Origin of the sequence: Enterobacter sp. S-33 (assembly GCF_028735835.1) — a bacterium.
In the GTDB taxonomy this organism is placed as follows: Bacteria; Pseudomonadota; Gammaproteobacteria; order Enterobacterales; family Enterobacteriaceae; genus Enterobacter; species Enterobacter vonholyi.
The window spans coordinates 4,004,485-4,026,213 of the sequence record NZ_CP117838.1 but is presented as its reverse complement, the minus strand read 5'-3'; the positions used below and the strand labels follow the sequence as shown (position 1 = coordinate 4,026,213).

Genomic DNA, 21,729 nt, shown 5'->3' with positions numbered 1-21,729 from the left:
GGTGACCTATGAGCAACACAGAAAGCATTATCGTTGGCCAGACAAAAACGTCCTCCTGGCGTAAGTCTGATACCACCTGGACGCTTGGCCTGTTTGGTACCGCCATTGGCGCAGGCGTGCTGTTCTTCCCCATCCGCGCGGGCTTTGGCGGATTAATCCCTATCCTGCTGATGCTGGTTCTCGCGTTCCCGATAGCGTTTTACTGTCACCGCGCGCTGGCGCGCCTCTGCCTGTCCGGCAGCAATGTCTCCGGTAACATCACCGAAACGGTGGAAGAGCACTTTGGTAAAACGGGTGGGGTGGTCATTACGTTCCTCTACTTCTTCGCCATTTGCCCGCTGCTGTGGATTTACGGCGTCACCATTACCAACACCTTTATGACCTTCTGGGAAAACCAGCTCCAGCTGCCTGCGCTGAACCGCGGCGTGGTGGCGCTGTTCCTGCTGCTGCTGATGGCCTTTGTTATCTGGTTTGGTAAAGACCTGATGGTGAAGGTAATGAGCTTCCTGGTGTTCCCGTTTATTGCCAGCCTGGTGCTGATTTCCCTGTCGCTGATCCCTTACTGGAACTCCGCGGTGATCGACCAGGTCAACCTGAGTGATATCGCCTTCACCGGCCATGACGGCATTCTGGTCACGGTGTGGCTGGGTATCTCCATCATGGTCTTCTCCTTCAACTTCTCGCCTATCGTCTCCTCTTTCGTGGTCTCCAAGCGCGAAGAGTACGAGCCGGAGTTCGGTAAAGAGTTCACCGAGCAGAAATGTTCCAAAATCATCGGCCGCGCCAGCCTGCTGATGGTGGCTGTGGTGATGTTCTTCGCCTTTAGCTGCCTGTTTACGCTCTCTCCGCAGAACATGGCGGACGCCAAAGCGCAGAACATTCCGGTGCTCTCTTACCTGGCGAACCACTTTGCCTCCATGTCCGGCACTAAATCGACGTTCGCGACGGTACTGGAATATGGCGCTTCCATTATTGCCCTGGTCGCTATCTTCAAATCTTTCTTCGGTCATTACCTGGGCACGCTGGAAGGGCTGAATGGCCTGATCCTCAAGTTCGGCTACAAAGGCGATAAGAAGAAGGTCTCTGTCGGCAAACTGAACACCATCAGCATGGTGTTCATCATGGGCTCCACCTGGGTTGTCGCGTACGCCAACCCGAACATTCTCGACCTTATCGAAGCCATGGGCGCGCCAATCATCGCCTCTCTGCTGTGCCTGCTGCCGATGTATGCCATCCGCAAAGCACCAGCGCTGGCTAAATACAAAGGGCGTACCGAGAACGTCTTCGTTACCGCGGTCGGCCTGCTGACCATTCTGAATATCGTTTACAAACTGTTCTAAACCATTGCTCAGGAAGAGCGGAGTCACATGATGATTGAGTTTCCGGTTGTACTGGTTATTAACTGCGGATCGTCCTCTGTTAAGTTTTCGGTGCTCGACGCCAGCAGCTGCGACGCCCTGATGACGGGCATTGCAGACGGGATCAACACCGAGAAGGCCATTATTTCCGTGAACGGGGGTGAGCCGGCCAGACTGGCTCACCAGGACTACGAAGGGGCGCTGGCTGCCATCGCCCTGGAGCTGGAGAAGCGTAACCTGATGAGCAGCGTGGCCTTAATTGGCCATCGCATTGCTCACGGGGGCAATCTTTTCAGCGAGTCGACCCTGATCACGGAAGAGGTGATTGAGCAGATCCGCCAGGTCTCACCGCTGGCGCCGCTGCATAACTACGCCAACCTGAGCGGCGTGGAAGCTGCACAACATCTGTTCCCGGGCGTGCAGCAGGTAGCGGTATTTGATACCAGCTTCCACCAGACGCTGCCGCCTCAGGCGTATCTGTACGGATTGCCGTATCGTTATTTTGAAGCGCTGGGCGTGCGCCGCTACGGCTTCCACGGCACCTCTCACCGCTACGTGGCCGCGCAGGCGCATACGCTTCTCGGCCTGTCCCCCGATGACAGCGGCCTGGTGATTGCCCATCTCGGCAACGGGGCGTCCATCTGCGCGGTGCGCAACGGCGAAAGCGTCGACACCTCGATGGGGATGACGCCGCTGGAAGGGCTGATAATGGGGACGCGCTGCGGCGACGTGGACTTCGGCGCGATGGCGTGGATTGCCCAGCAGACCGGCCAGTCGTTAGAGGATCTGGAGCGCGTGGTCAATAAAGAGTCGGGATTGCTTGGGATCTCCGGCATCTCCTCCGATTTACGCGCGCTGGAGAAAGCCTGGCACGAAGGCAATGAGCGGGCGCAGCTGGCTATCCATACCTTTGTTCACCGCATTGCGCGACATATCGCCGGGCACGCGGCGTCGCTGCACCGCCTGGATGGTGTGGTCTTTACCGGCGGCATTGGCGAAAACTCAACGCTGATTCGCGCGCTGGTGGTGGAACATCTGAAAGTCTTCGGCATCAACCTCGACGACGCTAAAAATGCCCTGCCGGGCAGCGCGGGTGAGCGCGTGATCTCCACCGAATCGTCCCGCGTGGCCTGCGCGGTTATCCCTACCAACGAAGAAAAAATGATCGCGCTGGACGCCCTCCGTCTTGGGAAGGTTACCCCGGCCGCGGCTTACGCCTGATAAAGCGAGAATCACATGAATGTAACAATCGATACGGGCGTCGCACCCTACAGCGACGCATGGGCCGGGTTTCGCGGTGAAGAATGGAAAAACGCCGTCAACGTCCGCGATTTTATTCAGCATAACTACACCCCTTATGAAGGCGATGAAGCTTTCCTCGCGCAGGCGACGCCTGCAACGACGGCGCTGTGGCAGAAGGTAATGGTCGGCATTCGCCAGGAGAATGCCACCCACGCCCCGGTAGATTTCGACACCAACATTGCCACCACCATTACGGCCCACGGGCCTGGCTACATCGACCAGGATCTGGAGACGATCGTCGGCCTGCAAACCGAAAAGCCGCTCAAGCGCGCCCTGCATCCGTACGGCGGGATCAACATGATCCGCAGCTCGTTTGAGGCCTACGGGCGGGAGATGGATCCGCAGTTTGAATATCTCTTTACCGAGCTGCGCAAAACCCATAACCAGGGTGTGTTTGACGTCTACTCCCCGGAGATGATGCGCTGTCGTAAATCCGGCGTGCTGACCGGGTTGCCGGACGGCTACGGGCGCGGACGCATCATCGGTGATTACCGCCGCGTGGCGCTCTACGGCATCAGCTATCTGGTACGCGAACGTGAACTTCAGTTTGCCGATCTGCAGGGCAGGCTGGAGCGCGGCGAAGATCTGGAGGCAACGATCCGCCTGCGCGAAGAGCTGGCGGAGCACAGGCGCGCGCTGCTGCAGATCCAGCAGATGGCGGCCAACTATGGCTTTGATATCTCGCGCCCGGCTATGGGCGCTCAGGAAGCGGTGCAGTGGGTCTATTTTGCCTACCTGGCAGCGGTGAAATCCCAGAACGGCGGGGCGATGTCGCTGGGGCGCACGGCCTCGTTCCTCGATATCTACATCGAACGCGACATGCAGGCGGGGCGGCTGAGCGAGGTGCAGGCGCAGGAGCTGATCGACCACTTCATCATGAAGATCCGCATGGTGCGCTTCCTGCGCACGCCGGAGTTCGACACGCTCTTCTCCGGCGATCCGATCTGGGCGACGGAAGTGATCGGCGGCATGGGGCTGGACGGACGCACGCTGGTGACCAAAAACAGCTTCCGCTATCTGCATACCCTGCACACCATGGGACCTGCGCCGGAGCCGAACCTGACGATCCTCTGGTCAGAACAGCTGCCGATCGCGTTTAAGAAATACGCCGCGCAGGTATCGATCGTCACCTCTTCGCTGCAGTATGAGAACGACGATCTGATGCGTGCGGACTTCAACAGCGACGATTATGCCATTGCCTGCTGCGTCAGCCCGATGGTGATCGGCAAGCAGATGCAGTTCTTTGGCGCGCGCGCCAACCTTGCCAAAACGCTGCTGTACGCGATCAACGGTGGGGTGGACGAAAAGCTGAAGATCCAGGTCGGGCCAAAAACCGAGCCGCTGCTGGACGACGTGCTGGATTACGACACCGTGATGGCGAGTCTCGATCACTTTATGGACTGGCTGGCGATGCAGTACATCAGCGCCCTGAATCTCATTCACTACATGCATGATAAGTACAGCTACGAAGCCTCTCTGATGGCGCTGCACGACCGGGATGTCTATCGCACCATGGCCTGCGGCATTGCCGGGCTGTCGGTGGCAGCGGATTCCCTGTCGGCGATTAAATACGCTACGGTGAAGCCGGTGCGCGACCATACCGGCCTGGCGGTCGATTTCGTGATTGAAGGGGACTATCCGCAGTACGGCAACAACGACGACCGTGTGGACAGCATTGCCTGCGACCTGGTGGAGCGCTTTATGAAGAAAATTCAGGCGCTGCCAACCTACCGCAACGCGGTGCCGACCCAGTCGATCCTGACCATCACTTCTAACGTGGTTTACGGCCAGAAGACCGGGAACACGCCGGACGGACGACGCGGCGGCACGCCGTTTGCCCCAGGCGCAAACCCGATGCACGGGCGCGACAGGAAAGGGGCGGTGGCCTCGTTAACGTCGGTCGCCAAGCTGCCGTTCACCTATGCCAAAGACGGGATCTCCTACACCTTCTCTATCGTGCCGCAGGCGCTGGGCAAGGACGAGCTGGTTCGCAAAACCAACCTGGTAGGGCTGCTGGACGGGTACTTCCATCACGAAGCGTCTATTGAGGGCGGGCAGCACCTGAACGTTAACGTGATGAACCGGGAGATGCTCCTCGATGCCATTGCGCATCCCGAGAATTACCCGAATCTGACCATCCGCGTTTCGGGCTATGCGGTGCGGTTTAATGCGCTGACGCGGGAACAGCAGCAGGACGTGATTTCTCGAACGTTTACCCAGTCAATCTAAATCTAAGTGCTCATGCCCCCTCAAACCAGGGGGCATGTTTTTGCCCGCGAAACATACAAAATTGTTTATATAATTACTCACACATATTCATCCGCTCTTGAAAAACAATGCCCGCTTTTCCTATCACAGCATGTAAGGACAGTAAGATGATGAAAATGACCCGTATTGCGCTGGTCGCCGCCTCGCTGGCAGTGTGCAGTTTTACGGCACAGGCCGCGAACGTTGAGGCTGCTCCGTCTCCATCGCAGGATCCGCTGGTACAGCACCTGAAGCTCAGCAATGAGCAGGTTAAGAAGATTGAAGATCTGCATAAGCAGCTGGAACAAAATGTCAGCAAGATCCCGATGACGGGCGTGAAGGACGGCGCGCTGGTCGACATGTTCCAGGCGGGTAAATGGGACGAAAGCACGGTCAAAAGCCAGCTTGCCGCCTTTAGCAAAATTGAAGAGCAGACCCGTTATTACCGCGTGAAATATTACTTCGACGTCAGCCAGGTATTAACGCCGGAACAGCGTAAACAGATTAGAACTGATATGGCCAACGCGCTGGCAGAGTGATTTCGTCGTCGCGTACGGCGCCGGATAATTCTGCCGAGGCTCGAGCGGTTCCCTCTCCCGTTGGGAGAGGGTTAAGGTGAGGGCATTCTCTAAACCGGCAAATCAATCAGCAGCGCGCGCAGCGGCGTATCTGCCACCAGCGTGATATTCGCTTCATCACGAATAAACGCCCCGTCGCCGCAGGTGAGGGCTTCTTTTTCTTCCGTGTGCGTCACCGCATGCACCGTACCGTGAATAGACTGCAGATAGGCGCGCGGACCGTGAAGCTGGAAGCTCGCCTGTTCACCTTTCTTCAGTTCGATATGATACAGCCACACCTGCTGGCGCAGCTGCAGGGTACCTGTACTGCCGTCCGGCGATGCAATCAGCTGTTGCTTATCGCCCGTTAAATCTAACTTCTGCACCAGCGGATTTTCCCGCTCAGGGCAGGCGTCGAGCCACAGCTGCATGCGGGTCAGCGTTTTATCTTTGCTGAGGTTATGCTCGCTGTAGCTGATGCCCGGCTGCGTGGAAATTAACAACGCTTCGCCAGCCTTTGCCTGGACATGATTGCCCTCGCTATCGCGGTATTCTGCCTCGCCTTCCAGGATCAGGTTCAGGATATCGACTTTCGGATACGTACGCGGCTGGAAGGAGGCGCCCGGGGCGAGCACTTCCTGGTTCAGCACGCGCAGTGAAGCGTAACCGAGGAGTTTAGGGTCAAAGTAGTGTCCAAAGGAAAAGGTGTAGCGGGCCTGCAGCCAACCGAAATCGGCTTGTCCGCACTGTTTAGCTGTTCTTGTCGTAATCATAAACTTGACCTCTCTTTACACTAAAACAATGGTAAAGGTATGGACGCTTCATTGTTAGCCAGATATTCTGCCCGGTATGTTCAAATTTCCTGAATGAGAACGAGATGGCTAAAGAAAGAGCATTGACGCTTGAGGCGCTTCGCGTCATGGACGCGATTGACCGGCGCGGCAGTTTTGCGGCGGCGGCCGATGAGCTGGGGCGCGTTCCGTCTGCGCTGAGCTACACCATGCAAAAGCTGGAAGAAGAGCTGGACGTGGTGCTTTTTGACCGCTCCGGACATCGAACAAAATTCACCAACGTCGGTCGAATGCTGCTGGAGCGCGGCCGCGTACTGCTGGAAGCGGCGGACAAGCTGACGACAGACGCCGAAGCGCTGGCGCGCGGCTGGGAAACCCATCTCACGCTCGTGACCGAAGCGCTGGTGCCGACCGAAGCGCTGTTCCCGCTGGTGGACCGCCTGGCGGCGAAGGCCAATACGCAGCTGTCCATCATCACCGAGGTGCTGGCAGGGGCGTGGGAACGTCTGGAGACGGGCAGGGCAGATATCGTTATTGCGCCGGACATGCACTTCCGCTCATCGTCGGAAATCAACTCGCGCAAGCTCTACAGCGTGATGAACGTTTACGTTGCCGCCCCCAGCCACCCGATTCATCAGGAACCCGAGCCGCTCTCTGAAGTGACGCGCGTGAAGTATCGCGGCGTGGCGGTCGCGGATACCGCGCGCGAGCGTCCGGTGCTGACGGTGCAGCTGCTGGATAAACAGCCTCGTCTGACGGTGACCTCGCTGGAGGACAAACGGCAGGCGCTGCTGGCCGGTCTGGGCGTGGCGACGATGCCGTACCCGTTTGTGGAAAAAGATATTGCGGAAGGACGACTGCGGGTTGTGAGCCCGGAGTACACCAGCGAAGTGGATATCATTATGGCGTGGCGTCGCGACAGCATGGGCGAAGCCAAATCGTGGTGCCTGCGAGAAATTCCAAAGCTCTTTGCGCACCACAACAAATAAGCGTACAGGCCCGGTAAGCGTAAGCGCCACCGGGCAGTAATTTACGCGCCGATCTTAGGATCGGGACCAAAGCGGTTTTCGCCCGGCGTTCCGCTCTGACAGTTGAAAATCAAAATCACGATCCAGCCCACGATCGGGATCAACAGCAGCAATAACCACCACGCCGAACGATCGGTATCGTGCAGCCGACGGAACAGTACCGCCCACGATGGCAGCAGGACTAACAGGCCATAAATGGTGGTCAGCACGCCTTCACCGCCAACCCGCTCCCAGCCAAGAATTTTATCCACAATACCCAGCACCATGATGAGGATGAAGTTCACCAGAACGAACATCCAGTACTCTTTGCGGCGGGCGCGGCCACCAAATCCAATGTAGTTGCGCAGTACTTTCAGATACCAGTCCATTTTCCTTGCCTCAATAATCGGTCAATCACTTGTTTTCTAAGCAATCAAAGTAAGGATAGATGGAGATTGTGAATTAAAAAAGGGCATCTATTGATGCCCTTAATATTTATCCAAATCGGACGTCGCGCCCGTGCGGTTCATCCAGGTTCTGCCACGGGCCGATGGAGATAATACCCGTCGGGTTGATGGTCTTGTGGCTGCGGAAATAGTGGGTGCGAATATGGTCGAAGTCGACCGTGTCGGCGATGCCCGGCATCTGGTAGATGTCGCGCAGGAAACCATACAGGTTCAGGTAGTCGCTGATGCGGTGTTTATCGCACTTAAAGTGGGTGACGTAAACCGGATCAAAGCGAACCAGCGTGGTCCACAGGCGAATGTCCGCTTCCGTCAGGCGATCGCCCGTCAGGTAGCGATGCTGGCCCAGGATCTGCTCCAGGCGTTCCAGTGATTCAAACACCTTCCCGACCGCTTCGTCATACGCTTCCTGGCTGGTGGCGAAACCGGCCTTGTAGACACCGTTGTTGACGTTGTCGTAAATCCAGCCGTTCAGCTCGTCAATCTTATCGCGCAGTTCAACCGGGTAATAATCTCCGGCGCGGGCGCCGTGCGCATCAAATGCGGTATTGAACATGCGGATGATCTCCGCAGACTCATTGCTGACAATCGTCTGGTTTTTCTTGTCCCACAGCACAGGCACGGTCACGCGACCGGTGTAGTGCGGATCGGCGCGCAGATAGAGCTGGTACAGGAAATCGTGGTGATACAGTTCGTCGCCGGTTGCCGCAGGAAAATCACTGTCGAACGTCCAGCCGTTTTCCAGCATCAGTGGGTTGACCACCGAAACCGGAATTAAGGATTCGAGACCTTTGAGCTTGCGCACAATTAGCGTGCGGTGCGCCCACGGGCAGGCAAGGGAAACATAAAGATGATAACGGTCTTTCTCAGCCGCGAAGCCGCCTTCGCCGCTCGGGCCGGGGGCACCGTCGGCGGTCAGCCAGTTACGGAAGGCCGAAACTGAGCGCTTGAAGCGACCTCCGGTGGATTTGGTGTCATACCAGACATCCTGCCATACGCCGTCTACGAGTTGTCCCATTTTTTCTCCTCCGTCAGATAGCAAAAGCGAGGAGATGTCTCCTCGCTTTGAGTTCATTCAGTATAGCGTGCTTACCATTTCTTATTCAGAACGCGGTCGATGCTGTATGCGCCCGGGCCAGTGACGGCCAGCAGCAGGAAGCCACCCGCGATGGTCAGGTTTTTCATGAACATCAGAGAGTTCACGCCTTCCGCAAAGTTGCTGTGGAAGATGAAAGCCGTCAGCACGGTGAAGCCTGCGGTAAACAGCGCGGTAGTGCGGGTCAGGAAGCCGAACAGGACTGCCAGGCCGCCGCCGAACTCAAGAAGAATGGTCAGTGGCAACAGGAATCCCGGAACGCCCATGGCTTCCATATACTGCTGGGTACCCGCATAACCGGTGATTTTTCCCCAACCTGCTACGATGAACAGAATTGGCATCAGAATACGCGCTACCAGTACACCAACATCTTCTAATTTTTTCATTTTACTCTCCAGGAAACCACATCAGCGGCTGAACGTTATTTGTCTGCAATTCCGGGTAGATACCGCGTCGTTGCTGTCGATGGAGAGGATAATAAACGGGGCGGGTGGCAATTGTTAGCAAGGAAAACTGTCAATCTTCTTCAAAGATATTGAGTAAGGGAGGGGGAGGATTTTGCCGGGTGGCGTTGCGCCACCCGGCGAGAAGGCTAGCGTAATTGCTGCTGCCGCAACGTTGCTTTCACCAGACGCCAGGCGCTCCAGGCACCAAACCCACGGCGCGCCCAGCGGATGAGCATATTTGGATGACGAACCGTCCAGATAGCCATCACGCTGCTGCCGACCAGCGCCCATGAACGCAGGCTCAGGAAGGTGTTCCAGCCTCGGTCAAACCGTCGCGTCGCGTCAATCCAGTCGCGACGGCTGGCCGACAGATCCAGCCGTTGCTGCTGGATCTGGCTTAGCAGGTACGCTTTTCGCTTTTGACGTTCGGCTTTACCACTCACGGCTTGTCATCCTCCAGCAGGGCGCGGTCGTTAGCCAGCTCCTGACGCGTATGGCGCAGGAACGTGGACTTACGCGCTTTACGCAGCGTCCAGATACCGCCAATCAACGCTGCTACCAGCAGAACGACGGTGGTGGCAATCATGGCGTTAAGACGATACTGCGGGTCAATGGCCCAGATGATTAACACCATCAGGCTCATCAGACCAAACGCGGCGAAGAGCATGGTCAGTCCGAGCATCAGCAGCATCTGGAAGAGGTTCGCTTTCTCCTCTTCCAGCTCAACCACTGCCAGCCGGACGCGCGTTTCGGCAATCCCGACCAGCGTTGTTAAAATACGCTGGCCGATGCCGAGGACGTTGTTAGCAGGCCCTTGTGCGTGACGAGGATCTTCCATATCAACGACGCGTCAGAAGGACACCCAGTACCACACCCACTGCGGCACCAATTCCTACACCCGTCCATGGATTATCACGCACGTATTCGTCCGCGCGGGCAGCCGCTTCGCGGGTCTGTTTCGCCAGTGCATCACCGGTTTCACCCAGGCGGTAGCGGCTCTCTTTCAGGGCCTGCTCCGCCTTGCTGCGCAGCTTGCTGACCTCTTCTTTTGACTTGTCAGCAGAGGAGTTCAGCACCTCTTCAAGGGTATCGGCCAGGGATTTCAGTTCAGCGCGCAGATGTTCAGACGTCGTATCTTTTGACATGATTCTCTCTCCTGTTGAGATTTCCGTTAACTCAATAATCGCGAGCTTCCAGCGCTTTCAGGTCGTCCTGCGCTTCTTTCAACTTCTTCTCGCGCTTAGCAATTTTATCCGCATCTCCTTTCTCTTTCGCTTCCTGCAGGTCGCGACGGCGCTCGGCTATCTCGTCCTTCTGTTCAGCGATTTTCTTCTTGTGGTCGGCACGAAGCTTGCTGTCTGAACAGTTCGCTTTCACTTCGCTCAGCGCTTTTTTAAGACCGTCAACACGGTGCTGATTGTTATGCTTTTCGGCATAACCGATCTCACGCTGAATATCCTGTTCTTTCTCCTGACAAAGAGAGTTTGCGAAGGATGCTGTGCTTAAAGAAAAAAGGGCCAGAGCCAGAGTCATGCGGAATTTCATTATCGAAACCTTCCATTGTGTTGCGGCGTAAGCCGCTATCCAAAGTTATGCGGAGTACAGTCGAGGGGTGCTCCGCGTACTTAAGCATAGTAAGTAAACGGGGGATTCACCAAAGTGAGTGAAAAGATTCGGAATCCTGGAAGTTATCCAAACCGATGCGACGTATCGCGAATCAACGAGAGCCAGGCTGCAGGCTGGCTCTCATCTTCCTGCTGGGCAATGATATACCCGTGCGGCAGCGTACGGTCGAGAACCACTTTCGCGGCGGCACTTTGCGCACGGGAATCAAACTTGATCAGTAAAACGTCGTCCTGTGGAGTGATGCTTTTAAAGCGGATCCCGTTCGCATCCAGATGATGCCAGACAGAAAAACCGTCAGGCACGCTGGCACCCTGGTTCACCGGGCGAATGGCAAGCGTGGATTCCTGGTGCGAAAGCGCGCTCCATGCCAGCAGCATGGCGCAGAGCACCACCAGTGTAATCACGGCACAGGCAAAACGGCGCAGGGCAAGCGGTGAGATAGCCATCGTTAGCCTCTGGCTCCGTATTTCTTTTTCCACAGCACGACCAGAGAGCCGATCAGGCCGAAGACCAGCAGAACCACAGGTAGCAGCATCAGGCAGGACATCAGCTGGTCTTCATATTTCATAAACACCGGCGTTTTACCCAACGCATAGCCGAGCGTTGTCAGAATAAGCACCCATAACAGACCGCTCATCCAGTTAAAGAACTGGAAGCGGGCGCTGCTCAGCCCCGACAGACCGGCAATGGTCGGCAACAGCGTACGTACAAACGCGATAAAGCGGCCAATCAGCAGCGCGGAAAGCCCGTGCTTATGGAAAAGGTGGTGCGCCCGCTGATGATAATGTGCAGGCAGGTGCGAGAGCCAGTTCTGGACGATCCGGGTATTGCCCAGCCATCTACCCTGGATGTAGCTCACCCAGCAGCCGAGGCTGGCCGCGACGGTCAGTAATAAAATAGTTTGCGGAAACGCCATCGCCCCTTTGGCACACAGCACGCCAACGAGCACCAGCAAACTGTCACCAGGCAGGAAGGCAGCAGGCAGCAAACCGTTCTCAAGGAACAGGATCATAAACAAGACGAAATAGAGCATGCCAATCATGGAAGGGTTGGCCAGCGTTTCAAAATCCTGCGCCCAAAGGGCATGCAGTAGTTGGGTCAAAAGTTCCATTCAGTGTTCCTGGAAATCGGTTAACGTCACGCCTGTTATCCGGGGCAAACAGCACGGCGACATTGTTATGATTTCATTATGGTCGCTCGCGGACACATTGCGGTGTGGCCAACACGTTTCCCTGTTAATTGGCTGGTTAGCAAGCACTAACTTACAAAATAACGAAGTGAATCCAATTGTAACAAAGCCCAACGTTCTGCGTCACAGAATTTGCAGGCGTGAGTTGATTTTGGCGTAAGCCCAGGAAGTGAGCGAGGGGATTTACAAAGGCTGACACTATATATGTTTTGCTTACCCACTGGAGCCAGAAGGCGCAGCGAGGCGCCTGCCAGCGGGAAGGTCATCTATTTTGCGGCACTGGGGGCCGCATCGAGATGAACAACGGGATTATCGGCGAAAAGATAGCGGTCAGCGTTAAATTCGAAGTCGTCGCTGGTTTCATTGAACAGCATCTGCTTGGTATTTTCCAGATGTTGCCACATCGCCAGCTTAGCGGCATGGGGATCTTTACGAATCAGCGCCTTAAGGATTTGATCGTGATCGTCACACCAGTTGTCGACGGTACGGGAATCGATATGGTCGTGCAGTTTCTTCCAGTACGGGTTATGAACGCGCTGAGTCCACATTTTCTCAACAATTGCCGCCAGCGCCGTATTTTGGGTTGCCAGGGCGACCTGGACGTGAAACTGCAGATCCCACTCTGAATCGCGGAAACATTTTTCCTTACGGGCATTCTCCTGGATTTCCATCAGCTTCATGATGTCCTGCTTGGTCACCTGCGTCGCCGCAAACTCAGCAATATTGCTTTCGATCAGTTGGCGAGCCTGGAGCAGCTCAAACGGACCGTAGCTGGCGAATTCCAGACTTTCGTCCGCGACGGGAGAGTGTTTCGGCAGATTAGAAATCACGTGAATGCCGGAGCCTTTGCGTACCTCAACGTAGCCTTCCACTTCCAGCATGATGATGGCTTCGCGCACCACGGTGCGACTGACGCTTTTTTCATCCGCAATGAAGCGCTCGGCGGGAAGTTTATCACCGACAAGATAGACTCCTTGCTCGATGCGATCTTTCAGCTCGGCAGCAAGTTGTTGATATAAACGACGTGGTTCGGTGATTTCCATATGCGCTCCAGGCAGGGTACGGCAGATGATTTGTTATACCACTTTTGCGTGCCACTCTCCAGATTTTGCCACTAAAAAAGCCGCCCGGAGGCGGCTTCGGTGAAACGCATTTTCGCTAACTTTGCGTAGCCGGTTTCCCGAGGGACTCTTTCGCCAGCTCTTCTGCCGATTTGCTTTTCAGCACCGTCCAGATCACCACAGCGCCCAGCAGGTCGAAAATAGCCAGCACGGCGAACAGCGGGCTGAAGCCGATGGTATCCGCCAGTGCGCCGACCACCAGCGCAAACATCGTACTCGCGGTCCAGGCGGCCATCCCTGTCAGGCCGTTGGCGGTGGCCACTTCGTTACGGCCAAAGACGTCAGAGGAGAGCGTAATCAGCGCGCCGGACAGGGACTGGTGAGCAAATCCGCCGATGCACAGCAGGGCGATGGCCACATACGGGCTGGTGAACAGGCCGATCATGCCCGGGCCAATCATCAGCAGTGCGCCCATGGTCACTACCATTTTACGGGAAACAATCAGGTTCACCCCAAACCAGCGCTGGAACAGCGGTGGCAGGTATCCGCCCACGATACAGCCCAGGTCAGCGAACAGCATCGGCATCCAGGCGAACATCGCGATTTCTTTCAGGTTAAAGCCGTAGACTTTAAACATGAACAGGGGGATCCACGCGTTGAAGGTACCCCATGCCGGCTCGGCCAGGAAACGCGGCAGGGCGATACCCCAGAACTGACGGGTGCCCAGGATCTGCCAGACGGTCATTTTTTTGCCGTTGTTGGTCTGATGCTGCGCTTCCTGACCACCAATGATGTACTCGCGTTCTTCTTCAGACAGTTTTTTCTGATCGCGCGGATGTTTATAGAAAATCAGCCACGCCATGGCCCACGCAAAGCTCAGCACGCCAGAGATGATGAACGCCATCTGCCAGCTGTGCATCACGATAGCCCACACCACCAGCGGTGGTGCAATCATCGCCCCGATGGACGAGCCGACGTTGAAGTAACCGACCGCAATGGAACGCTCTTTTGCCGGGAACCACTCGGAGCTGGCTTTCAGCCCTGCGGGGATCATGGCGGCTTCAGCTGCACCTACCGCGCCGCGCGCCAGCGCCAGGCCGCCCCAGCTTCCCGCCAGCGCGGTGGCTCCGCAGAACACCGCCCAGGCGATGGCGAAGAAGGCATAACCGATTTTGGTACCGAGAATGTCCAGCACATAGCCAGCAACAGGCTGCATGATGGTATAAGCCGCGGAGTAGGCGGCAATGATGTAGGAGTATTGCTGCGTGGAGATATGCAGCTCTTCCATCAACGTTGGCGCTGCTGCTGCCACGGTGTTACGCGTCAGGTAGCCCAGCACGGTGCCTAACGTCACCAGTGCAATCATATACCAACGTAACCCTTTAATTTTACGCATCTAAAACCTCATCGTTATGTTATTTCCGCGCCAGAACGCGGCAACCTCTCGACCGTTTCCGGGAGCAGTTGTGTAACGGGAGGGGCGCAGCCGGGAGCATGTCCCGGAACGGCCCGAACCTTGCCATAAGTAAGCGTGCATAAGTCGGTATCCGTACCGTTAAATCTGGTGTATCTGACACCAGGAATGCATTCCGTCGGCTTATAGTTTGCGACGGCGAAAAGATAACTTGTCATACAACTTTAAAAGGTGAGTGACATCACAAATGTATGATTCTTTGTGGGGACATTAATTGCTGAGCGCAAAGCCAGTAATGATGCGGCTTGTAGAAGGGTTTACTCCATTGAGGGTAATTTATTTGTTGACGTTTATTGATCTCACTCACGAAAAAAACGTCGGCTGGTGGAAATTGGTGTGATAACTTTGCAGCATATGAACATACGCTTTCTGCGCTCCCGTAATGAGGAAGACGATAATGACGCCGTTTATGACCGACGATTTTCTGTTAGATACCGAATTTGCTCGCCGCCTGTACCACGACTACGCAAAAGACCAGCCGATTTTCGACTACCACTGCCATTTACCGCCGCAGCAGGTTGCCGAAAATTATCGCTTCAAAAACCTGTATGACATCTGGCTGAAGGGTGACCACTACAAATGGCGCGCCATGCGCACCAACGGCGTGGCTGAGCGCCTGTGTACCGGCGATGCGACCGACCGCGAGAAGTTTGACGCCTGGGCGGCGACTGTTCCGCACACCATCGGCAACCCGCTTTACCACTGGACGCACCTTGAGCTTCGCCGTCCGTTTGGCATCACCGGCAAACTGCTCTCCCCAACGACCGCCGATGAAATCTGGGAGCGCTGCAACGCCCTGCTGGCGCAGGATAACTTCTCCGCGCGCGGCATCATGAAGCAGATGAACGTGAAGATGGTGGGCACCACCGACGATCCGATTGACTCTCTGGAGCATCATGCGGTTATCGCCAAAGACACCTCTTTTGATATCAAAGTGCTGCCAAGCTGGCGCCCGGACAAAGCCTTCAACATTGAGCAGGCTACCTTCGCCGACTACATGGCGAAGCTGGCGGAAGTGTCCGATACCGACATCCGTCGTTTCACCGACCTGCAAACCGCGCTGACCAAACGTCTGGATCACTTCGCGGCGCACGGCTGTAAAGTCTCTGACCACGCGCTGGACGTGGTGCTGTTTGCAGAATCAAACGAGGCCGAGCTGGACAGCATTCTGGCACGTCGTCTCTCCGGTGAATCGCTTAGCGAGCACGAAGTGGCGCAGTTCAAAACGGCGGTACTGGTGTTCCTCGGTGCGGAATATGCGCGTCGCGGCTGGGTACAGCAGTACCATATCGGTGCGCTGCGCAATAACAACCAGCGCCAGTTTAAGCTGCTGGGTGCGGATGTAGGCTTCGACTCCATCAACGACCGTCCGCTGGCAGAAGAGCTGTCCAAACTTCTGAGCAAACAGAACGAACAAAATCTGCTGCCTAAAACCATCCTGTACTGCCTGAACCCGCGCGATAACGAAGTGCTGGGTACCATGGTCGGCAACTTCCAGGGCGAAGGGATGCCGGGCAAGATGCAGTTCGGCTCCGGCTGGTGGTTCAACGATCAGAAAGACGGTATGGAACGTCAGATGACGCAGCTGGCGCAGCTTGGCCTGCTAAGCCGCTTTGTCGGCATGCTGACCGACAGCCGCAGCTTCCTGTCCTATACCCGTCATGAATATTTCCGCCGCATTCTGTGCCAGATGATTGGCCGCTGGGTGCACGCAGGCGAAGCGCCAGCGGATATCCAGCTGCTGGGCGAAATGGTGAAAAACATCTGCTTTAACAATGCGCGTGACTACTTCGCCATTGAACTGAACTAGGGCCGTTTGAGGTTGATATGCAATACATCAAAATCCATTCGCTGGATAACGTGGCCGTCGCGCTGACGGATCTCGATGAAGGCGACGTGGTGACCGTTGATAACCAGAGCGTCACCCTGCGTCAGGCGATTGCTCGCGGACACAAGTTTGCCGTGAAGCCTCTCGCCAAAGGGGACAACATCATTAAGTACGGTCTTCCGATTGGGCATGCGTTAGCGGATATCGAGCCGGGTGAACATATTCATTCTCACAATACCCGCACCAATCTAAGCGATCTGGACGAGTACAGCTATCAACCTGATTTACCCGCGGAAGAGCGTCAGGCGGCAGATCGTGAAGTACAGATCTACCGTCGCGCTAACGGTGAGGTGGGGATCCGCAACGAGCTGTGGATCCTCCCGACCGTCGGCTGCGTCAACGGCATCGCGCGGCAGATCCAGACGCGTTTTCTGAAAGAGACCAACAGTGCCGAAGGCACTGACGGGGTACATCTGTTCAGCCACACCTACGGCTGCTCCCAGCTGGGAGACGACCACATCAATACCCGCACCATGCTGCAAAACATGGTGCGCCACCCGAACGCGGGGGCGGTGCTGGTGATCGGCCTGGGCTGCGAGAACAATCAGGTGGACGCCTTCCGCGAGACGCTCGGTGAGTTCGATCCTGAGCGCGTGCATTTTATGGTGTGTCAGCATCAGGACGACGAAGTGGAAGCGGGCGTTGAGCAGCTTCATCAGCTGTATAACGTGATGCGCCACGACAAGCGCGAGCCGGGCAAGCTGAGCGAGCTGAAGTTTGGTCTGGAGTGCGGCGGGTCTGACGGCCTGTCCGGCATCACTGCCAACCCGATGCTGGGTCGCTTCTCGGATTACGTCATTGCCAACGGCGGCACCACTGTGCTGACCGAAGTGCCGGAGATGTTCGGTGCGGAACGTATTCTGATGAGCCACTGCCGCGACGAAGAGACGTTTGAGAAGACCGTCACCATGGTGAACGACTTCAAACAGTATTTCATCGCCCACAATCAGCCCATTTACGAGAACCCGTCTCCGGGTAACAAAGCGGGCGGGATCACCACGCTGGAAGAGAAATCTCTCGGCTGCACCCAGAAAGCGGGCGCCAGCCAGGTGGTGGACGTTCTGCGCTACGGCGAGCGCCTGAAAACGCACGGTCTGAACCTGCTGAGCGCACCGGGTAACGATGCGGTCGCCACCAGCGCGCTGGCGGGCGCCGGCTGCCATATGGTGCTGTTCAGCACCGGTCGCGGCACGCCGTACGGCGGTTTTGTGCCGACGGTGAAAATTGCCACCAACAGCGAGCTGGCGGCGAAGAAAAAACACTGGATCGACTTTGATGCGGGCCAGCTGATTCACGGCAAAGCGATGCCGCAGCTGCTGACGGAATTCGTGGACGCGATTGTGGAATTTGCCAACGGCAAGCAAACCTGTAACGAGAAGAACGACTTCCGCGAGCTGGCGATCTTTAAGAGTGGTGTGACGCTTTAAATAGGGAGCGGGCTGGTGCCCTCACCCTGACCCTCTCCCACAGGGAGAGGGTACAAACACTAAAAACGGCAACCTCAGGGTTGCCGTTTTGCTGTTAACCTCGCAGGGCGTTCTTCGCTAAACGCGCGTCTTCCGCCTGACAGGCCGCTGCGGTAAACAGCACGTCGGTAGAGGAGTTCAGCGCGGTTTCGCAGGAGTCCTGCAGCACGCCGATGATAAAGCCGACGGCTACCACCTGCATGGCGATTTCGTTCGGGATACCGAACATATTACACGCCAGCGGGATCAGCAGCAGGGAACCGCCCGCCACGCCCGATGCGCCACAGGCACACAGCGACGCCACGACGCTCAACAGCAGCGCGGTTGGCAGATCCACCGGAATGCCCAGCGTATGCACCGCCGCCAGGGTTAGCACGGTAATGGTGATTGCCGCACCCGCCATATTCACGGTTGCACCCAGCGGGATCGAAACGGAATAGGTGTCGCGGTCCAGGTTCAGCTTCTCCGCCAGCGCCATGTTAACCGGAATGTTCGCCGCCGAGCTGCGGGTGAAGAAGGCGGTTACGCCGCTTTCGCGCAGGCAGGTCAGCACGAGCGGATACGGGTTGCGGCGGATCTGCCAGAACACTAGCAGCGGGTTGATCACCAGCGCCACCAGCAGCATACAGCCGACCAGCACAACCAGCAGCTGCGCGTAACCCCACAGTGCGTCAAAACCGGTAGTTGCCAGCGTGGAGGAGACCAGCCCGAAAATACCGACTGGCGCAAAGCGAATCACCAGCTTCACCATAAAGGTCACGGCGTTGGACAAATCGTTGACCAGGTTTTTCGTGGTCTCGTTGCCGTGGCGTAGCGCGAAGCCCAGACCAATCGCCCAGACCAGGATGCCAATGTAGTTTCCGCTCATCAGCGCGGTGATGGGGTTAGAGACCATGCTCATCAGCAGGCCCCGCAGGACTTCGACAATGCCGGACGGCGGCGTGATATCACCGGCCGCGCTGGTCAGGTGCAGCGTGGACGGGAACAGGAAGCTAAACACCACGGCCGTTAAGGCAGCCGAGAAGGTTCCCAGCAGATAAAGGAACAGAATGGGGCGAATGTTAGTTTTTTGTCCGTGCTGGTGGTTGGCAATTGACGCCATGACCAGCATCAGAACCAGTACCGGCGCGACGGCTTTCAGTGCACCTACGAACAGCGTCCCGAGCAGCCCCGTGGCTTCCGCGGCAGGTTTTGACACCATCGCCAGCAGAATACCCAGCACCAGCCCGACCAGAATTTGTTTAACGAGGCTGCCCTGCGCCAGGCGCGCGAACAGACCGCTTGATTGTATGCTCATACATATTTCCTGAGTGAAATTGCGTTCCATCCCGGATGTGCTCTTAGTCACATTTATGTCCGGATGTAAGTAAATGTTTGCCTGGTCGAGTATAGGGAATGTGCCAAAGGAGGGAAGCGTAAAATGCTGGATTTTACGTGTTGCATCATATTTTTTAACTACTGCGTTACAAAAGTGTGTTCACCCTCTCCCTGTGGGAGAGGGCCGGGGTGAGGGGATTACTCCATCTGCTGCTTCTTATCGTGCTGGCGGTTAACCCAGGTATTGATAATTAGCGTCACGATCAGAATGCCAAATACCACGCCGAGCGAAATAGCGATCGGGATATGGTAGAAATCGACGATTAGCATTTTGATACCGATAAACACCAGAATCACCGACAGGCCGTACTTCAGCATGGAGAAACGCTCCGCCGCGCCTGCCAGCAGGAAATACATGGCACGCAGGCCGAGAATGGCGAAAAGGTTAGAGGTCAGGACGATGAACGGGTCGGTGGTTACCGCGAAGATCGCCGGAATGCTGTCCACGGCGAAAATCACGTCGCTCAGCTCAACCAGAATCAGCACCAGCAGCAGCGGGGTGGCAAACAGCAGGCCGTTCTTGCGCACGAAGAAGTGCTCGCTCTCGATCTTGTCGGTCATGCGCAGATGGCCGCGGATCCACTTCACCAGCGGGCGATCGCCAATCGCAGAGCCGTCCTCTTTCGCCAGCGCCATTTTGACCCCGGTGAACAGCAGGAACGCGCCGAAGACGTACAGCAGCCATTCGAACTGGGTAATCAGCCAGCTGCCAGCGAAGATCATGATGGTACGCAGGATAATCGCGCCCAGCACGCCGTACACCAGCACGCGACGCTGCAGGGCAGCAGGTACGGCAAAGTAGCTGAACAGCATCAGCCAGACGAAGACGTTATCGACCGCCAGGGCTTTTTCAATCAGATAACCGGTGAGGAAGGCGAGCGCCTGAGGGTCGGCAACTGCGCGGCCTTCAGTCGAGGCCAGGTACCACCAGAAGGCAGCGCAGAAGAGCAGAGAGAGGGTGACCCACACCAGCGACCAGGCGGCGGCCTGTTTCATGGTCATGCCGTGCGCGCCGCGACGTCCCTGCAAAAAGAGGTCGATCGCCAGCATGATGAGCACGACAACCGCGAATCCGCCCCACAACATGGGAGTGCCGACAGAATGCATACTATTTTCCTTACACATAAAAAACAAAAACGGCCATGGTCAGAAGACGATAGCCGTTAGCTTTTTATGCATAGACCTCGCCTTCCGGCAAGGTCTCACTTACAACCACGAAGGTTGCCCGGCGACCGGATGCGGTATTGCACGCATCGTAATGACGATCCACCGACGAAGAAGTTACTCCCCTTTGCAGGTAACAAAATATGTCAGACCATTGGTTTCGTCAATGGTCTGCGCCGTTTCATTACACAGCTTTACGCGATAACCTCCGCGCCCACGCCGTCTGCAGGGAATACCACGCCGGTCTGGCGGCGGATCTCCGTTTGCAGCTTCGCCGTGGTGCGGCTCACCGCAAGGCCTGGGTGATTCACTTCGTTGTCTTCCACCAGACGGGCGAAGACCTCTGCCTCATAGAGCATAGTGTTAATATGCTGAGGCTGCGTCAGCTCCTGGGCTTTGCCACCTCGCGGGACAAAGCTCACCTTCTGGCACTCGGAGATCTTCTCGATGACCAGCGAGCCCGCTTCGCCCTGAATTTCGCTCGGCAGCACGGAATCGCTCACCTTGGAGTGCTGCAGCGTCACGCTGAAATCACCGTAATCCAGCACCGCGACACCGTGCGCATCCACGCCGCTCTCCAGCAGGCTGGCGGTAGCCGTGACGCCGTGCGGCTCGCCCCACAGGGCCACGGCAGAGGCCAGGCAGTAGAATCCGATATCCATTATCGAGCCGTTCGAGAACGCCGGGTTAAAGGTGTTCGGGTTCTCGCCGTCCAGATAGCGCTGGTAGCGCGACGAGTACTGGCAGTAGTTAATAAAGGCTTTGCGTATCTTGCCGATTTTCGGCAGGGACTGCTGCAGCAGCAGGAAATTCGGCAGGCTGGCGGTTTTGAACGCTTCGAAAAGAACCACCTGGTTTTCGCGGGCAAGCGCAATGGCCGCCTCCACTTCCTCAATATTTGATGCCAGCGGCTTCTCGCAAATCACATGCTTTTTATGGCTGAGGAACAGCTTCGTTTGCGGGAAGTGCAGGGAGTTCGGGCTGGCGATATAGACCGCGTCAATGGCGTCGCTTTGCGCCATCTCATCAAGCGAGGTGAAGAGATGCTCAACGAGATAATCGTTGGCAAAACTCTGCGCCTGCTCAAGGCTGCGGGAATAGACTGCGGTAAGTTTCAGTTTGCCGGTTTCGTGGGCGGCGTCGACGAACTGGCGCGTGATCCAGTTCGTTCCAATGACTGCGAAACGTATCATAAACGTTTACGTACTCCGTAGCG

Annotated in this window: 22 protein-coding genes; 7 read left to right on the top strand and 15 right to left on the bottom strand. The window is 56.5% G+C overall.

From position 1 onward, the window contains the following. The first annotated feature begins 8 nt into the window (after window positions 1–8). From tdcC to PUP35_RS19075, 4 genes are all read left to right on the top strand, one after another. Window positions 9–1,340, top strand: coding sequence for a threonine/serine transporter TdcC (tdcC, locus tag PUP35_RS19090; RefSeq protein WP_127732383.1), 1,332 nt, complete (start codon window positions 9–11; stop codon window positions 1,338–1,340). A 30-nt stretch (window positions 1,341–1,370) separates the two neighbouring features. Then, window positions 1,371–2,579 carry a propionate kinase gene (gene tdcD, locus PUP35_RS19085; RefSeq protein WP_274243312.1) on the top strand — a complete coding sequence of 403 codons (1,209 nt, stop codon included), beginning with the start codon at window positions 1,371–1,373 and terminating at the stop codon, window positions 2,577–2,579. 15 nt (window positions 2,580–2,594) lie between these two features. Continuing rightward, window positions 2,595–4,889: a formate C-acetyltransferase gene (gene pflB, locus PUP35_RS19080; RefSeq protein WP_274240945.1), complete on the top strand. Its 2,295-nt coding sequence runs from the start codon at window positions 2,595–2,597 to the stop codon at window positions 4,887–4,889. Between the two features lie 146 nt (window positions 4,890–5,035). Continuing rightward, the gene (locus tag PUP35_RS19075; protein ID WP_115876326.1) at window positions 5,036–5,446 is read left to right on the top strand and encodes a Spy/CpxP family protein refolding chaperone; all 411 of its coding nucleotides are present in this window, start codon (window positions 5,036–5,038) and stop codon (window positions 5,444–5,446) included. Between the two features lie 89 nt (window positions 5,447–5,535). Here the strand turns inward: PUP35_RS19075 and PUP35_RS19070 are convergent, their stop codons facing one another. Beyond that, window positions 5,536–6,237: a pirin family protein gene (locus tag PUP35_RS19070; RefSeq protein ID WP_274240944.1), complete on the bottom strand. Its 702-nt coding sequence runs from the start codon at window positions 6,235–6,237 to the stop codon at window positions 5,536–5,538. 104 nt (window positions 6,238–6,341) lie between these two features. Here PUP35_RS19070 and yhaJ point away from each other — a divergent pair, with 104 nt between their 5' ends. Beyond that, the gene (gene yhaJ, locus PUP35_RS19065; RefSeq protein WP_274240943.1) at window positions 6,342–7,244 is read left to right on the top strand and encodes a DNA-binding transcriptional regulator YhaJ; all 903 of its coding nucleotides are present in this window, start codon (window positions 6,342–6,344) and stop codon (window positions 7,242–7,244) included. A gap of 41 nt (window positions 7,245–7,285) precedes the next feature. Here the strand turns inward: yhaJ and PUP35_RS19060 are convergent, their stop codons facing one another. From PUP35_RS19060 to PUP35_RS19010, 11 genes are all read right to left on the bottom strand, one after another. After that, entirely contained in the window at window positions 7,286–7,651 is a 366-nt protein-coding gene (locus PUP35_RS19060; RefSeq protein WP_274240942.1) for a DUF805 domain-containing protein, read from the bottom strand. A 106-nt stretch (window positions 7,652–7,757) separates the two neighbouring features. Beyond that, window positions 7,758–8,744 carry a glutathione S-transferase family protein gene (locus PUP35_RS19055; protein WP_127732379.1) on the bottom strand — a complete coding sequence of 329 codons (987 nt, stop codon included), beginning with the start codon at window positions 8,742–8,744 and terminating at the stop codon, window positions 7,758–7,760. Between the two features lie 71 nt (window positions 8,745–8,815). Next, the gene (locus tag PUP35_RS19050) at window positions 8,816–9,208 is read right to left on the bottom strand and encodes a DoxX family protein (RefSeq protein ID WP_023309292.1); all 393 of its coding nucleotides are present in this window, start codon (window positions 9,206–9,208) and stop codon (window positions 8,816–8,818) included. A 206-nt stretch (window positions 9,209–9,414) separates the two neighbouring features. Further along, window positions 9,415–9,711 carry a YqjK-like family protein gene (locus PUP35_RS19045; protein ID WP_111964937.1) on the bottom strand — a complete coding sequence of 99 codons (297 nt, stop codon included), beginning with the start codon at window positions 9,709–9,711 and terminating at the stop codon, window positions 9,415–9,417. Next, window positions 9,708–10,106 (bottom strand): phage holin family protein, encoded by a 399-nt coding sequence (locus PUP35_RS19040; RefSeq protein ID WP_014885329.1) that lies wholly within the window; start codon window positions 10,104–10,106, stop codon window positions 9,708–9,710. The genes PUP35_RS19045 and PUP35_RS19040 overlap by 4 nt, the downstream gene beginning before the upstream one ends. A gap of 1 nt (window position 10,107) precedes the next feature. Further along, window positions 10,108–10,413 carry a DUF883 family protein gene (locus tag PUP35_RS19035; protein WP_008503141.1) on the bottom strand — a complete coding sequence of 102 codons (306 nt, stop codon included), beginning with the start codon at window positions 10,411–10,413 and terminating at the stop codon, window positions 10,108–10,110. Between the two features lie 31 nt (window positions 10,414–10,444). Next, window positions 10,445–10,813: a DUF1090 domain-containing protein gene (locus tag PUP35_RS19030; RefSeq protein WP_149367590.1), complete on the bottom strand. Its 369-nt coding sequence runs from the start codon at window positions 10,811–10,813 to the stop codon at window positions 10,445–10,447. 143 nt (window positions 10,814–10,956) lie between these two features. After that, a complete protein-coding gene (gene mzrA, locus PUP35_RS19025) occupies window positions 10,957–11,340 on the bottom strand; it encodes an EnvZ/OmpR regulon moderator MzrA (protein WP_274240941.1) in 384 nt (127 codons plus the stop codon). Window positions 11,341–11,342: 2 nt separating this feature from the next. Further along, the gene (gene yqjA, locus PUP35_RS19020) at window positions 11,343–12,005 is read right to left on the bottom strand and encodes a DedA family general envelope maintenance protein YqjA (protein ID WP_008503144.1); all 663 of its coding nucleotides are present in this window, start codon (window positions 12,003–12,005) and stop codon (window positions 11,343–11,345) included. 344 nt (window positions 12,006–12,349) lie between these two features. Beyond that, window positions 12,350–13,126, bottom strand: a complete 777-nt coding sequence (gene exuR, locus PUP35_RS19015; protein WP_274240940.1) for a transcriptional regulator ExuR — start codon at window positions 13,124–13,126, stop codon at window positions 12,350–12,352. A gap of 115 nt (window positions 13,127–13,241) precedes the next feature. Further along, window positions 13,242–14,540 carry an MFS transporter gene (locus tag PUP35_RS19010; protein WP_024906406.1) on the bottom strand — a complete coding sequence of 433 codons (1,299 nt, stop codon included), beginning with the start codon at window positions 14,538–14,540 and terminating at the stop codon, window positions 13,242–13,244. Between the two features lie 475 nt (window positions 14,541–15,015). Here PUP35_RS19010 and uxaC point away from each other — a divergent pair, with 475 nt between their 5' ends. Next, window positions 15,016–16,428, top strand: a complete 1,413-nt coding sequence (gene uxaC / locus PUP35_RS19005) for a glucuronate isomerase (protein ID WP_115876322.1) — start codon at window positions 15,016–15,018, stop codon at window positions 16,426–16,428. A 17-nt stretch (window positions 16,429–16,445) separates the two neighbouring features. Next, window positions 16,446–17,933: a UxaA family hydrolase gene (locus PUP35_RS19000; protein WP_115876321.1), complete on the top strand. Its 1,488-nt coding sequence runs from the start codon at window positions 16,446–16,448 to the stop codon at window positions 17,931–17,933. Between the two features lie 94 nt (window positions 17,934–18,027). Here the strand turns inward: PUP35_RS19000 and sstT are convergent, their stop codons facing one another. The 3 genes from sstT to PUP35_RS18985 all read right to left on the bottom strand — a co-directional run bounded on the left by sstT (window position 18,028) and on the right by PUP35_RS18985 (window position 21,706). After that, window positions 18,028–19,269 (bottom strand): serine/threonine transporter SstT, encoded by a 1,242-nt coding sequence (gene sstT / locus PUP35_RS18995; protein WP_115876320.1) that lies wholly within the window; start codon window positions 19,267–19,269, stop codon window positions 18,028–18,030. A gap of 218 nt (window positions 19,270–19,487) precedes the next feature. Continuing rightward, entirely contained in the window at window positions 19,488–20,456 is a 969-nt protein-coding gene (locus PUP35_RS18990; RefSeq protein WP_274240939.1) for a TerC family protein, read from the bottom strand. Between the two features lie 251 nt (window positions 20,457–20,707). Continuing rightward, window positions 20,708–21,706 carry a Gfo/Idh/MocA family protein gene (locus PUP35_RS18985; protein WP_223580545.1) on the bottom strand — a complete coding sequence of 333 codons (999 nt, stop codon included), beginning with the start codon at window positions 21,704–21,706 and terminating at the stop codon, window positions 20,708–20,710. Between the last annotated feature and the right edge of the window lie 23 nt (window positions 21,707–21,729).